Source organism: Allobosea sp. 10N428 (assembly GCF_056394545.1).
In genome coordinates this window covers 107245-119975 of record NZ_JBFTIC010000001.1, presented here as the reverse complement: position 1 = coordinate 119975, position 12731 = coordinate 107245, and the positions used below count along the sequence as shown (strand labels likewise).

13 protein-coding genes and 2 tRNA genes are annotated in these 12731 nt (G+C 67.0%); 5 read left to right on the top strand and 10 right to left on the bottom strand.

Annotated elements, in window-relative coordinates; translation table 11 throughout:
• Nucleotides 1-53: 53 nt before the first annotated feature.
• The 5 genes from cueR to modA form a co-directional block, all read right to left on the bottom strand.
• Nucleotides 54-464, bottom strand: a complete 411-nt coding sequence (cueR, locus tag AC1DDA_RS00585) for a Cu(I)-responsive transcriptional regulator (protein WP_441513262.1) — start codon at nt 462-464, stop codon at nt 54-56.
• Between the two features lies 1 nt (nt 465).
• Nucleotides 466-2970 (bottom strand): heavy metal translocating P-type ATPase, encoded by a 2505-nt coding sequence (locus AC1DDA_RS00580; RefSeq protein WP_476794204.1) that lies wholly within the window; start codon nt 2968-2970, stop codon nt 466-468.
• 221 nt (nt 2971-3191) lie between these two features.
• On the bottom strand, nt 3192-4286 hold the full coding sequence (gene modC, locus AC1DDA_RS00575) for a molybdenum ABC transporter ATP-binding protein (RefSeq protein WP_476794203.1): 1095 nt from the start codon (nt 4284-4286) through the stop codon (nt 3192-3194).
• The gene (modB, locus tag AC1DDA_RS00570) at nt 4283-4981 is read right to left on the bottom strand and encodes a molybdate ABC transporter permease subunit (protein ID WP_476794202.1); all 699 of its coding nucleotides are present in this window, start codon (nt 4979-4981) and stop codon (nt 4283-4285) included. Before modB ends, modC begins: the two co-directional genes overlap by 4 nt.
• Nucleotides 4978-5781, bottom strand: coding sequence for a molybdate ABC transporter substrate-binding protein (modA, locus tag AC1DDA_RS00565; RefSeq protein WP_476794201.1), 804 nt, complete (start codon nt 5779-5781; stop codon nt 4978-4980). The genes modB and modA overlap by 4 nt, the downstream gene beginning before the upstream one ends.
• Before the next feature lie 103 nt (nt 5782-5884).
• On the opposite strand from modA, the gene AC1DDA_RS00560 reads away from it, so the two are divergent.
• Nucleotides 5885-6091 carry a TOBE domain-containing protein gene (locus AC1DDA_RS00560; RefSeq protein ID WP_061967953.1) on the top strand — a complete coding sequence of 69 codons (207 nt, stop codon included), beginning with the start codon at nt 5885-5887 and terminating at the stop codon, nt 6089-6091.
• Between the two features lie 14 nt (nt 6092-6105).
• The gene (gene tsaA, locus AC1DDA_RS00555) at nt 6106-6597 is read left to right on the top strand and encodes a tRNA (N6-threonylcarbamoyladenosine(37)-N6)-methyltransferase TrmO (RefSeq protein WP_476794200.1); all 492 of its coding nucleotides are present in this window, start codon (nt 6106-6108) and stop codon (nt 6595-6597) included.
• Nucleotides 6598-6714: 117 nt separating this feature from the next.
• Here tsaA and AC1DDA_RS00550 read toward each other — a convergent pair whose 3' ends face one another.
• The 3 genes from AC1DDA_RS00550 to AC1DDA_RS00540 all read right to left on the bottom strand — a co-directional run bounded on the left by AC1DDA_RS00550 (nt 6715) and on the right by AC1DDA_RS00540 (nt 8968).
• Nucleotides 6715-7236 (bottom strand): cupin domain-containing protein, encoded by a 522-nt coding sequence (locus tag AC1DDA_RS00550; RefSeq protein WP_476794199.1) that lies wholly within the window; start codon nt 7234-7236, stop codon nt 6715-6717.
• Between the two features lie 13 nt (nt 7237-7249).
• Nucleotides 7250-8107, bottom strand: coding sequence for a 3-mercaptopyruvate sulfurtransferase (gene sseA / locus AC1DDA_RS00545; RefSeq protein WP_476794198.1), 858 nt, complete (start codon nt 8105-8107; stop codon nt 7250-7252).
• Between the two features lie 144 nt (nt 8108-8251).
• Complete coding sequence (locus AC1DDA_RS00540; protein ID WP_476795108.1) at nt 8252-8968, bottom strand: alanyl-tRNA editing protein; 717 nt, start codon at nt 8966-8968, stop codon at nt 8252-8254.
• Nucleotides 8969-9140: 172 nt separating this feature from the next.
• Between AC1DDA_RS00540 and AC1DDA_RS00535 the strand changes: the two genes are divergently transcribed.
• Nucleotides 9141-9923 (top strand): SDR family NAD(P)-dependent oxidoreductase, encoded by a 783-nt coding sequence (locus AC1DDA_RS00535; RefSeq protein WP_476794197.1) that lies wholly within the window; start codon nt 9141-9143, stop codon nt 9921-9923.
• A gap of 8 nt (nt 9924-9931) precedes the next feature.
• Here the strand turns inward: AC1DDA_RS00535 and AC1DDA_RS00530 are convergent, their stop codons facing one another.
• Together AC1DDA_RS00530 and AC1DDA_RS00525 are read right to left on the bottom strand one after the other, a co-directional pair.
• Nucleotides 9932-11386, bottom strand: a complete 1455-nt coding sequence (locus tag AC1DDA_RS00530) for a cryptochrome/photolyase family protein (RefSeq protein WP_476794196.1) — start codon at nt 11384-11386, stop codon at nt 9932-9934.
• Nucleotides 11387-11474: 88 nt separating this feature from the next.
• Nucleotides 11475-11548, bottom strand: a tRNA-Cys gene (locus AC1DDA_RS00525).
• Nucleotides 11549-11717: 169 nt separating this feature from the next.
• Here AC1DDA_RS00525 and AC1DDA_RS00520 point away from each other — a divergent pair.
• Together AC1DDA_RS00520 and AC1DDA_RS00515 are read left to right on the top strand one after the other, a co-directional pair.
• Nucleotides 11718-11792: transfer RNA gene (locus AC1DDA_RS00520), tRNA-Asn, on the top strand.
• A 184-nt stretch (nt 11793-11976) separates the two neighbouring features.
• On the top strand, nt 11977-12618 hold the full coding sequence (locus tag AC1DDA_RS00515; protein ID WP_476794195.1) for a protein-L-isoaspartate O-methyltransferase family protein: 642 nt from the start codon (nt 11977-11979) through the stop codon (nt 12616-12618).
• Nucleotides 12619-12731: the final 113 nt, after the last annotated feature.

The window sequence follows — 12731 nt, the reverse complement described above, 5'->3', positions numbered from 1 at the left end:
GAGCAATCTCGGCCGGCGCCGTCCAGACATTCAGCGCATGGCGGAACAGCGTCTCAGGCTTTGCCCTGCACCGGCGAGGTGGCGGCGAAATCGGCGAGGATCGGGCAATCCGGCCGGTGGTCGCCATGGCAATGCGTCGCAAGGTGCCGCAGCGTGTCGGCCATCGCCTTGAGTTCTGCCGCCTTTTCCTCGAGCTCGCGCACATGCGCCATGGCGAGGTTCTTCACATCGGCGCTGGCCCGGCTCTTGTCGCGCCAGAGCGCGAGCAGTTCGCGCGTCTCCTCCAGCGAGAAGCCGAGATCGCGCGAGCGGCGCACGAAGCGCAACGTATGGACGTCGTCATCGGCATAGACCCGGTATTGCGCGGCTGTTCGGGCCGGCGGTGTGATCAGGCCGATGCTCTCGTAATAGCGGATCATCTTGGCGCTGACGCCGGAGCGGGTCGCGGCTTCGCCGATATTCATCTCAGGTCTCCTGTCGATGCGAAACCGGAACTTGGAAGCGCTTCAACCGCAGCGCATTGCTGACGACGCTGACGCTCGACAGCGCCATGGCGAGCCCGGCGAAGACCGGCGAGAGCAGGATGCCGAAGGCCGGATAGAGCACGCCCGCAGCGACCGGGATCAGCAGGGCATTGTAGCCGAAGGCCCAGGCCAGATTCTGGCGGATATTGGCGATCACCGCCTGCGACAGGGCGATGGCGCGCGGCACGCCCATCACGTCGCCCGACATCAGCACCACATCGGCGCTCTCGATTGCGATGTCCGTGCCGGTGCCGATGGCGATGCCGACATCGGCCTGGGCGAGGGCAGGGGCGTCGTTGATGCCGTCGCCCACGAAGGCGACCTTGGCGCCGCGCTGCTGCAGCGCCTTCACTACCTCTGCCTTGTCCGTCGGCAGCACCTCGGCCCGGACTTCGTCGATGCCGAGCTGGCGTGCGACGGCTTCTGCCGTGCGCCGGTCGTCGCCGGTCACCATCGCGACCCTCAGGCCGAGTTTGTGCAAGGCGGCGATGGCCGCGGGCGTCGTGTCCTTCACAGCATCGGCGACGGCGATGACGGCAGCGATCCGGCCGTCGATCGCGGCATAGAGCGGCGTCTTGCCCGCTTCCGCCAGCGCCTTGGCGCTGGCCGCGAAGGGCGCGAGGTCGAGACCGCCGTCCTCCATCAGCCTGTGGCCGCCGATCGCGACCTTGCGACCTTCGACCGTCGCGGTGACGCCGCGGCCGGGATCGCTGGCGAAATCGGCCGGTTCGGCGAGCGCGAGCCCGCGCGCTTTGGCCGCCGCGACCAGCGCCTGTGCCAGCGGATGCTCCGAGCGGTTCTCGGCCGAGGCGACGAGGCGCAGAATCTCGTCCACCGCGAAGCCGGCAGCCGGCTCGATGTAGGTGAGTTCCGGCTTGCCCTTGGTCAGCGTGCCCGTCTTGTCGAGCGCGACGATTTGGACGTCCCTGAGCGCCTGCAAGGCGTCGCCCTGCCGGAACAGGATGCCGAGCTCCGCGCCGCGGCCGGTACCGACCATGATCGAGGTCGGGGTGGCCAGGCCCATAGCGCAGGGGCAAGCGATGATCAGCAGCGCGACGGCATTGACCAGCGCATGCGACAGGGCCGGGCTCGGGCCGAACGTCAGCCAGACCAGGAAGGTCGCCAGTGCCAGCGCGATCACCACCGGCACGAACCAGAGCGTGACCCGGTCGACCAGCGCCTGGATCGGCAACTTGGCGCCCTGCGCGGCCTGGACGGTCCGCACGATCTGGGCCAGCAGCGTGTCGGAGCCGACCTTCCGAGCGGTGAAGCGCAGCGCGCCAGAACCATTGACGGTTCCGCCGGTGACGATGCTGCCGGCCTGCTTGCGTACGGGGGCGGGCTCGCCGGTGATCATGGATTCGTCGACGTAGGAGGTGCCGTCCGTGACCTCGCCATCGACCGCAACGCGCTCGCCCGGCCGGAGGATGACGACATCGCCAGGGCGGACGCTCTCGACGGGCACATCGCTCTCGGCGCCGTCACGCTGCACGCGGGCGGTCTTGGGCTGGAGCGCGATCAGGCTGCGGATGGCGGCGCTGGTCCGCCCCTTGGCGCGAGCCTCGAACCAGCGGCCGAGCAGGATCAGCGTCACGATGACGGCGCCGGATTCGAAATAGGTGCCCTCCGTGCCCGCCGGGAGCAGACCCGGCAGGAAGGTCGCGACGGTCGAATAGAGATAGGCCGCGCCGGTGCCGAGCATGACGAGCGAATTCATGTCGGGCGCGAGCCGCAGCAGCGCCGGGAAACCCTTGCGCAGGAAGACGAGGCCCGGGCCGAACTGCACGATGGTCGCGAGCGCGAAGGAGAAGACGCGCACGTTCCATTCGCCGAAGGTGCCGGCGAGCCAGTGGTGCAGGGCAGGGACCATGTGGCTGCCCATCTCGACGACGAGCAGCGGCAAGGTCAGCAGCCCGGCGAGGATGACCGAGCGCAGCAACTTGCCTTGCTCTTCGTCCCGGGCGGCCTGCTGGCGCGAGGCCGCGTCGCCATCGGCGGCGACCATCGGGCTCGCCTCGTAGCCGGCGCCGGCCACGGCCTTGACGAGGGCCGGGACGATCTCGTCGCCGGCGAGCGTCTTCACGCTGGCGCGCTCGGTGGCGAGGTTGACGGTGGCCTCAACCACGCCCGGCACGGCGCGCAGCGCCTTCTCGACATGGCCGACGCAGGACGCGCAGGTCATTCCCGAGACCGACAGCTCGATCATCGTCTCGACCGGCGTGTAGCCGGTGTGCCGGATCGCGGCCTCGATCTGCCCGAGATCGGTGCGGCCCTTGGCGAAAGTGACATGTGCCCGTTCGGTCGCGAGATTGACCGAGACCGCATCGACCCCCGGCACCGCTGCGATGGCGCGCTCCACATGGGCGACGCAGCTCGCGCAGGTCATGCCCTCGACGCCCACATCAAGGGTTTCGAGGTCGTTCCTGCTCCTGTCGATGACCGTCATCGCCGTCTCCTTTAGGGTGATGACGAGCGATATAGGGCTTCCCATGGTGGGAAGGTCAAGGGGTATGATGGGCTTCGAATTCTCCGATCACCGGCTTGGCCGTCATGCTCGGGCTTGACCCGAGCGTCTCATGCCGAAAGAGGCGCTTTTCACCTCATCCTGCCTAAGATTCTCGGGTCTGCGCTTCGCTTCGCCCGAGAATGACGCCCTGACCGTCCGGATCAAGGCATCTCGACCGAGACGCTCTTGATCACCGCATGGACCGGCTTGCCGGGCGCCAACCCGAGCAAGGCAACGGATTTCGCCGTCAGACGCGCCGCCAGCTTCGCCTCGCCGCAGGCGATGAGCAGATGCACTGTGCTGCCGCCGGGCCCGCTGCGCTCGCCGATCTCGGAGATGGTGCCGGACAGCACGTTGAGCGCGCTGATCTCCCCGGGGCGGCCGAGGCTGAGCATGACGTCGCTCGCCAGGATGCGGATCTTGATCCGCTCGCCTTGCCGAAGCGTGCCGCGCGCGATCGTCAGCGGCCCGGCCAGGGTGGCGAGCCGCGCCAGCCCGAAGGCTTCCTCGAAGCCAGCAACCTCGGCCGCAAGCAGGGTGCTCGCTTCCGGTGCGCCCGGCCGCGCCGCCAGATCGGGCCGGGCGAGGATCTCGGCTGTCGGCCCGCAAGCGGCAATGCGCCCGTTCTCGACCATGACGACGGTGGTGGCGAGACGTGCGACCTCCGCCAGCGCGTGCGAGACATAGACGATGGGTATGCCGACCTCGTCGCGCAGCCGCTCGATATGCGGCAGGATCTCGGCCTTGCGCGCTTCGTCGAGCGCGGCCAGCGGCTCGTCCATCAGCAAAAGGCGGGGCTGCGCCAGCAGGGCGCGGCCGATGGCGACCCGCTGCTTCTCGCCACCCGAGAGGGTGCCCGGCCGCCGCAGCAGCAGATGGCCGATGCCGAGCAACTCGAGCACCTTGTCGAGTTCGGCCGGCTTGCGTTGGGCGCGCGGCACGAACCAGTGCCCGAACAGCAGGTTCTGGCGCACGGTGAGATGGGGGAAAAGCCGGGCCTCCTGAAAGACATAGCCGATGCGCCGGCGGTGCTTCGGCAAGCAGATGCCACGTTTGGTTTCGACCAGCGTCTCGCCATCGACGCGGACATAGCCGGAATCCGGGCGGATCAGCCCGCCGATGACATTGACGAGCGAGGTCTTGCCCGAGCCCGAACTGCCGAACAGCGCGGTCAGGCGCCCATCGGAGGTGAAGGAGGCATCGAGCTTGAAGTCGCCGAGCCGGTGCCGGACCGCGATGTCGAGAGCGGGCTTCATTCGATGTCGATCCGGCGACCGACGATGCGCGCCATCAATTCGGAGAGAAAGAGCGCCGCGACCGAGATCACGATCGAGATCAGCGTCAAGCGCAAGGCGCCGGCATCGCCGCCGGGCACCTGCGTGAAGGTGTAGATCGCCGACGGCAGCGTCTGCGTCTCGCCGGGGATGTTGGAGACGAAGGTGATCGTCGCGCCGAATTCGCCCATCGCCTTGGCGAAGCACAGGATCATGCCGGCGATGATGCCGGGCAGGCAGAGCGGCAGGGTGACGATGAGGAAGACCCAGACGGGGCTCGCGCCGAGCGTGCCGGCGGCGGCTTCCAGCTTGCGGTCGACGGCTTCGATCGAGAGACGGATGGCGCGGACCATCAGCGGAAAGCCCATCACCCCGCAGGCCAGCGCCGCACCCGTCCAGCGGAACGAGAAAACGATCCCGAACCAGTCATAGAGGAACTGCCCGATCGGCCCGCGCCGGCCGAAGCCGATGAGCAGCAGATATCCGGTCACCACCGGCGGCAGGATCAGCGGCATATGGACGATGGCGTCGAGCAGAGACTTGCCCCAGAAGCGCCCGCGCGCCAGCAGAAGCGCAACGCCAAGCCCGAGCGGCAGGCTCGCGAGCATGGCCGTGCTGGCGACGATGAGGCTGAGCCTCACCGCCGTCCATTCTTCGGGCGAAAGCCAGTCGGTCACGAAGAGGTGGCGGGCTTGTTGAGAACCGTGAAGCCCTGCTTCTCGAAGACAGGCTTGGCAGCGGGGCTGCGCAGATAAGTCAGGAAGGCCTGCGCGTCGGGATTGGCCGAATCCTTGGTAACGGCGACGGGATAGATGATCGGCGGATGCGAAGCCTCGGGGAAGGTTGCGACGACCTTGACCTGCGGGTCGGCGGCCGCGTCGGTCGCATAGACGATGCCGAGCGGGGCCTCGCCGCGCGAGACCAGCAGCAGAGCGGCGCGGACATTGTCGGCTTGCGCGATCTTGTCCTTCACCTTGTCCCAGGCGCCGAGTTTTTCCAGCGCAGCGTTGCCGTATTTGCCGGCCGGGACGGAATCGACATTGCCCATGGCGAGGCGGCCGGAGCCGACAGCCGCAGAAACATCGACGCCGGGCTTGAGGTCGAGCTTGGCGGTCGAATCCTTGCTGGTAACGAGCACGATGCGGTTGCCGAGCAGGCTGACGCGGGTGTCCGGCTTGATCAGGCCCTTGCTGGCCGCATAGTCCATCCAGTCGAGATCGGCCGAGACGAAGAGGTCGACCGGGGCGCCGTTCTCCAGCTGCTTCGCGAGCGTGTTGCTGGCGGCGTAGGAGATCTTCGGCGCGGGCTTGCCGCTCTCCCTAACCCAGTTGGCGGCGGCCTCGTCGAGCGCATTTTTCATGCTGGCAGCGGCGAAGATGACGAGGTCCTTCGTCTGCGCCTGCGCGGCGTTGAACGCCGGGGCGGAACTCACGGCAAGAGCCAGGCCCATGCCCAGCAGGGTGCGACGCTTCAACATGCTGTTCCTCGCTCGAATTTATCGTTGTATATCGATGGATATAACGATGGTTGCCGCGCCCCCCGAGCCAAGTCAAGGCGCCGTCGCAACGAAAGGACGAGCCATGAAGATCAGCGCGCGCAATCAGCTCAAGGGCAGGATCGTCGAGATCACCAAGGGCGCGACGACGGCTCATGTGCGCATCGATATCGGCGGCGCGATCGTGACGTCCTCGATCACCAATGCGGCGGTGGACGATCTCGGGCTGACCGTCGGCAAGGAGGCCTATGCCGTGGTGAAGGCGTCCGACGTGATGATCGCAATCGACTGAGGAGGTCTGCCGGCATGGTCCGCGAGAACGAAATCCGCGAGAAGGAGGTCGCCGTCGCGCCGCCGCAGGCGACCGATGCCGGCCTCGTCTTCATCGGTACGATCCGCACGCCCTGGACCTCGCGGCTGACCTGTCCGCGCCAGGGCAGGGCGGACGGGCCGATCTGCCGCATCGAACTCTTCCCGCCCTGGGACGAGGCCCTGGATGGCGTCGAGCGCTTCGAACGGCTCGAGGTGCTCTACTGGCTGCACCAGTCGCGCCGGGACCTCGTCCGCCAGAGCCCGGCCAACAACGGCGAGACCCACGGCACGTTTGCCTTGCGCACGCCGGTGAGGCCCAATCCGATCGGCACCTCGATCGCGACGCTGGTGGCGCGGGAAGGGCGGGTGTTGCTGGTGCGCGGGCTCGACTGCCTCGACGAGACGCCGCTCCTCGACATCAAGCCGGACCGCACGCTGTTCACGCCGATCGCCCCGCCGCAGCCCGGCGATTTCGAGACGGGTTGAGGTTGCCCCGTTGAGAACGCCGTCGTTCTAGGGCGGAGCGAAGCGCAGACCCGAGAACCCTGGCAGGAGATGCTCGGGGCAAGCCCGAGCAAAACGACGGCGTTTCTGCAGTTCCGCTCAGCCGTGCGGGTGCTTGTGGATGGGGTCGACCCAATAGACCTCTTCCGGCTTTTCGACCGGGTCGACATCGGTGATGTTGACCACCACCGCCTCGTTGTCCGAGCGCACCAGCACGCATTGCAGTGGGTTGTCGGGATCGGCGTTGATCTCCTGATGCGGCACGAAGGGCGGCACATAGATGAAGTCGCCCGGCCCGGCCTCGGCGACGAATTCAAGCCGCTCGCCCCAGCGCATGCGGGCCTTGCCGCTCACCACATAGATCACGCTTTCGAGCTCGCCATGGTGATGCACGCCGGTCTTGGCGTTGGGCTCGATCGCAACCGTGCCGGCCCAGATCTTCTGCGCACCGACACGGGCATGGTTGATCGCCGCCTGCCGGAACATGCCGGGCGTCTGCGCCGTGTTGGGATCGAGCTTGTCGCCGGAGATGACGCGCACGCCCTCATGCTTCCAGCGCGGCTCGCCGTCATGGCTGTGATCGTGCGGGTGGTCGTGCGAATGATCGTGATCGTGGTCCATGGCAGTCTCCCGATCAGTCCTTCTTCGCTGGCCCGGTCGCCACAGGCCGCTGGCCCATGCCCCATTCGGACCATGAGCCGTCATAGATCGCCTTGGCCGGCTTGCCGACGGTCTCGAGCGCCGTCGACAGAATCACGGCGGAGACGCCCGAACCGCAGGTCATGATCGAGGGCTTGTCGAGATCGACGCCGGCATCCCGGAACAATTCCGTGATCTCCTCGGGAGACTTCAGCCTGCCATCGGAGGTGAGCTGGGATGACGGAAGGTTGAGCGAGCCGGGAATATGGCCGGAGAGGAGACCGGGACGCGGCTCCGCCGCTTCGCCGCGGAAGCGGTCGGCCGCGCGCGCATCGACCACTTGGATCGCCTGCGAGGCCGTGGCCCGCGCCACGTCCTCGGCATCCGCGACGGCGCCGTTGTCGAGCCGGGCGGTGAAGCTGCGGGGTTGGCGCGGCTGCGGACTGTCTTCCTCGACGGGACGGCCCTCGGCGAGCCATTTCGGGAAGCCGCCGTCAAGGATGACGACGTCTCGCGCGCCGAACACCTTGAAAGTCCAGCGCACGCGCGGGGCCGAGAAGAAGCCGAGCCCGTCATAGACGACGATGCGCATGCCGTCGCCGATGCCAAGCGCGCCGACGGCCGCCGCGAATTCGGGGGCGGATGGCAGCATGTGGGGCAGGGACGAGCGGCTGTCCTTGATCTTCTCGATATCGAAATGGACCGCGCCGGGAATGCGGCGCTGGGCATATTCGGCCGCTCCGTCGCGCTTCTGCGCCGGCAGATACCAGGAGGCATCGACGACGACGATATCGGGCGCGTTCAGGCGCTCGGCGAGCCACTCGGTCGAAACGAAAACGTCTTCACGGGCCATAGGCGTATCCTCTGGGCAAAGTCTTATCTGATGATCGGATCCGCTCCGTCATTCCGGGCTTGCCCCGGAATCCATCATGGAACGCGATGGATTCCGGATCGGCGCGGCCTCGAAATGACCGTGACGGTCCGTCGAAAGCCAATCTTAGGCCAGCGCGATGCGCACGCGCCGGTTCTGTTTGCCCTTCTTCTCGATATCGGTGACGCTGACGAGGCCGATCTCCGCCGTGTTGCGGACATGGGTTCCGCCGCAGGGCTGCAGATCGATATCGCCGATAGCCACGAGCCGGACGCGGCCCGAGCCGCGCGGCGGCTTGACCGACATCGTCTTGACCAGGCCCGGATTGGCGTCGAGCTCCTCGTCGGTGATCCAGCGTTCGGTCACGTCGGCATGGCGCGCGACCAAGGCCTGGAGCTTTTCGGTGATTTCGGCCTTGTCCAGTCCGCCTTCCGGGATGTCGAAATCGAGCCGCCCGTCGCCATCGCCGATCGATCCCCCCGTGACGGGGAAGGGCAGCACGACGCTGAGCAGATGGAGCGCGGTGTGCACGCGCATGCGCTTGAAGCGGCGCTCCCAGTCGAGCACTGCCGTGACGGCATCGCCCGGCGCCGGCAGCGCCTGTCCCTCAGCGGCAACATGGATGACGCGGCTCTTGTCCTCGGGATCGTAGATCGTGGTGCCGATGGCGACGATGCCGCCGTCCGTCAGTCGGAGATGCCCGACATCGCCGGGCTGGCCGCCGCCGGTCGCGTAGAACACCGTACGGTCGAGGATAACGCCGCCGCGCTCGTTGACGGTTTGGACGGTCGCAGGCGTCTCCTGCAGATAGGCATCCTGGCGAAACAGCAGTTCGGTCGACATGATCACGTCAATCTCGCGGGTCGCGCGCAAGGCGCCTTCGCCGCGCAGACTGCACCGATTGCCGCGACAGTGCCACAGCCTTGGCGGGATAACGGGGATGATTTGGACCGCATGGCTTCCGGCATCGCGTTTCGATGCCTAGATGGCTGTTCCGATCAAACCGGAGCCGCCGATGGCCTTGCCCCGCATGACCCCGCAGGACGGCGTCGCCTGGATCACCGGTGCCAGCTCCGGCATCGGCGCGGCGGTCGCGCTCGAGCTGGCGCGGCGCGGCTGGACGGTCGCGATCACCGCGCGCAGGACCGATGCCCTCGAAGCGGTGGCGCGCGAGGCTGAAGGCCTGCCGGGCCGCATCGTAGCCCATGCCGGCGACGTGACCGACGCACAGGCGATGCGGGGAGTGACGGAGGCCATCGAGAGCATTCACGGACCGATCGCGCTGGCGTTCCTGAATGCCGGCATCGCGTCGGGGCAAGGCGGCAGGATTGATGCCGAGACGGTCGAAAAGGTTGTCGCGGTCAATCTGCTCGGCGTCGTGAAAAGCCTCTTCGCCGTGGAGTCGCGTATGGCTGCCCGCGGGCGCGGCCAGATCGCGGTCAACGCGTCGCTGGTCGGCTACCGTGGCCTTCCCGGTGCTGCCGCCTATGGTGCCGCCAAGGCGGGCGCGATCTATTTCTGCGAGGCGCTGCGCTTCGATTGCAAGGCAGCCGGCATTCGCCTGCAACTGGTCAATCCCGGTTTCGTCGACACGCCGATGACGCAGGGCCGGCGATTCCCGATGCCGTTCCTGCTGACGGTGGAGGATGGCGCCCGTCGAATCGTCGACGGCTTCGAGCGCGGCGGCTTCGAAATCACCTTCCCGCGTCGCCTCGCCTGGATCCTGAAGGCGGCGCGGCTATTGCCTTATCCGATCTATTTCGCGCTGATGTCCCGCTTTGCCGAGCGGCCTGACTGAGCGTTGCTTCAACGGTTGCGGATCTTGGCGAAGGCATCGAGCGCGCGCTGGCGCCCGAAGGCGAGGTCGACGAGCGGGGCCGGATAGGTCTCGCCGATTCGCACTCCCGCCGCGCGCAACGCCATCTCGGACGCCTTCCACGGCTCGTGGATGTCGTCATTCGCGAGCCCGGCCAGCTCCGGCACCCATTTGCGCACATAGCCGCCGGCGGGGTCATGGGTCGCGCCCTGCGTGACCGGATTGAAGATGCGGAAATAGGGCGAGGCGTCGGCGCCCGATCCGGCCACCCATTGCCAGCTGGCAGCGTTGTTGGCGGGGTCGGCATCGACGAGCGTGTCCCAGAACCAGGCTTCGCCGGCGCGCCAGTCCTGCAGCAGATGCTTGATCAGAAAGGACGCCGTGACCATCCGGACACGGTTGTGCATCCACCCTGTCGCCCAGAGCTCGCGCATGCCGGCGTCGACCAGCGGGATGCCGGTCTGTCCGCGCTGCCAGCGGCTCAGCGCTTCCCTGGCGGGTTGCCAGGGAAAACAGTCGAAGCGCTCATCGTAGTTGCGTGTCGCCAGCTCGGGATTGTGGAAGAGCAGGTGGTAGGAGAATTCCCGCCAGCCGATCTCGGACAGGAATTTTTCCGCATCGCGTTCCGATCCCGCCGCCTCGCCGGTGGCGCGGGCATGATGGAGCGCATGCCAGATCTGGCATGGGCCGATCTCGCCGAAGCGTAGATGCGGTGAAAGGCGCGACGTGGATTCGCGGCCTGGCCGGTCGCGGCCTTCGGCATAACCCGCCAGTCCGCCGGCGAGAAAATCGTCGAGTCGAGCGGAGGCGCCGTCTTCTCCCGGCGTCCATTCCGCCCGCATGCCCCCGGCCCAGTCGGGCTTCCGGGGCTCGAGCCCGAGATTCGGCAGGGTAACGCTGAGAGGCTCGATCGAATCGGGCAGGGCAACCGCCTCGATTCGCGCTGGCGCAGGAATCGGAGCCAGCGGCTCGCCCTTCTGCCGGGCGGCGCGCCAATACGGCGTGAACACCTTCATCGGCTGCCCGGTCGTGGTTGTGACCTGCCAGGGCTCGTTCAGGAGATGGCTGTTGAAGCTATGGACGCTGATTCCGCACCGCGACAGTTCTTCCTTGAGCTGGCGATCGAGCGCGATCGCCTCTGCCTCGTAGCGGCGATTCCACGTGACCAGCCTGATCCCGGCCGCTGCCGCGACGCGTGGAATCAGCGCAGCCGGATCGCCTTGCATCAGCACGAGCTCGCTGCCTTTCTGCGCCAGCGCAATGCCGAGCGTGTCGAGCGAGCGCGACAGCCACCAGCGCGAGGCTGCGCCGAGCGGGCGACGATCGGGGCTGGTGTCGAGAATATAGAGGCAGAGGACCGGCCCGGCCTGCGCCGCGGCGGCGAGGGCAGGGTTGTCAGCCAGTCGCAGATCGTTCCTGAACCAGTGCAGGGCGTGTTGGGCCATCATTCCTCACCCGCGGGGCGCAACATCGTGCGCACGCCAGTCAAACGCGGCAGGCGGCAGATCGGCATCAGGAATAAGGAAATATGCTTGGAGGCCTCGCCCGGAATCGAACCGGGGTGCAAGGATTTGCAGTCCTCTGCGTAACCACTCCGCCACGAGGCCTTCCGGCGAAAGCGGCGTCTGCCGCTTCAGCGAAAGCGCTATAACCACAAGCCGCAGTTCGCCGCAAGCCGGCATCGCACCGTCCACAGCGTTGATGACAAATCTGCTTCGTTGGCTCGCAAGGGGCTTGCGCTGCCGGGGGCGCCCCGCTATGACCCCGCCACGTTGTTCCCGGATAGCTCAGCGGTAGAGCAATCGACTGTTAATCGATTGGTCGCAGGTTCGAATCCTGCTCCGGGAGCCAACATTTCCCCCCGAAATCGTTAGTTCACCCAACCGCCCACCGCCTTGTTGCGATGCAAGGCGCGCTTGCCTTTTGCGCGCGGGTCGAACACAAAGCAGCCGTGACGGCGCTGAGCCGGTCGCGCGGAATGTGCTCTCGTGGCCGCTCCGTGCCCGGTGCCAGCGCAGACGGAGAGTTCAGGGTTATGGAAGGTTTCAGCGGGCTGCGCCGCAACATGGTCGATTGCCAGTTGCGTACCTATGACGTGACCGATCGGGCCGTTCTGGCTGCGGCCGATGCGGTCCCGCGTGAGGTGTTCGTCCCGGAAAATTTCACGCATCTTGCCTATCTCGATCAGTCGATCGCCTTGCCGGGCACCGGGCGTGCGCTGATGGCGCCGATGGTCATCGCCCGCATGATCCAGCTGCTCGACCTGCAGGCGGGTGAGGATGCGCTCGAATATGGCGGCGGCTCCGGCTATGGTGCGGCTCTGATGGCCCATGTCGGCGCCAAGGTGACATTGTGGGAGCCCGACTCGGCCGCTCGCATTCTTGCCGAAGGCGCGCTGCGCGCCGCCGGCGCTCGCCAGGTCACGATCACTGCCACGCAGCCTGCCAGCGAATCGTTCGACGCGATTCTGGTGAGCGGCTCTTGCGAGACCGAGCCGGAATCGCTCTTCCCCTTGCTGCGTGCCGAGGGGCGGCTGGTCGTGGTCGAGGGGGCAGGCCGCGCCGCCCGGGTCAAACTCTATCGAAAATCCGCGGATATCGTTGCCGGCCGCCCGGTGTTCGACGCTGCGGCTCCGGTTCTGTCCGAGTTCCGCCGACCGGAGGCCTTCATCTTTTGAGCGTTTGCATTTTCGAAAGGAGGGTGTCGCATTTTTGTGGCAGGTTCCGAGGGAAATGCTCCTGACGGCACCCATGCGTTGGCTCGCGGCGTCGGGCAGAGTATGAAATTGAG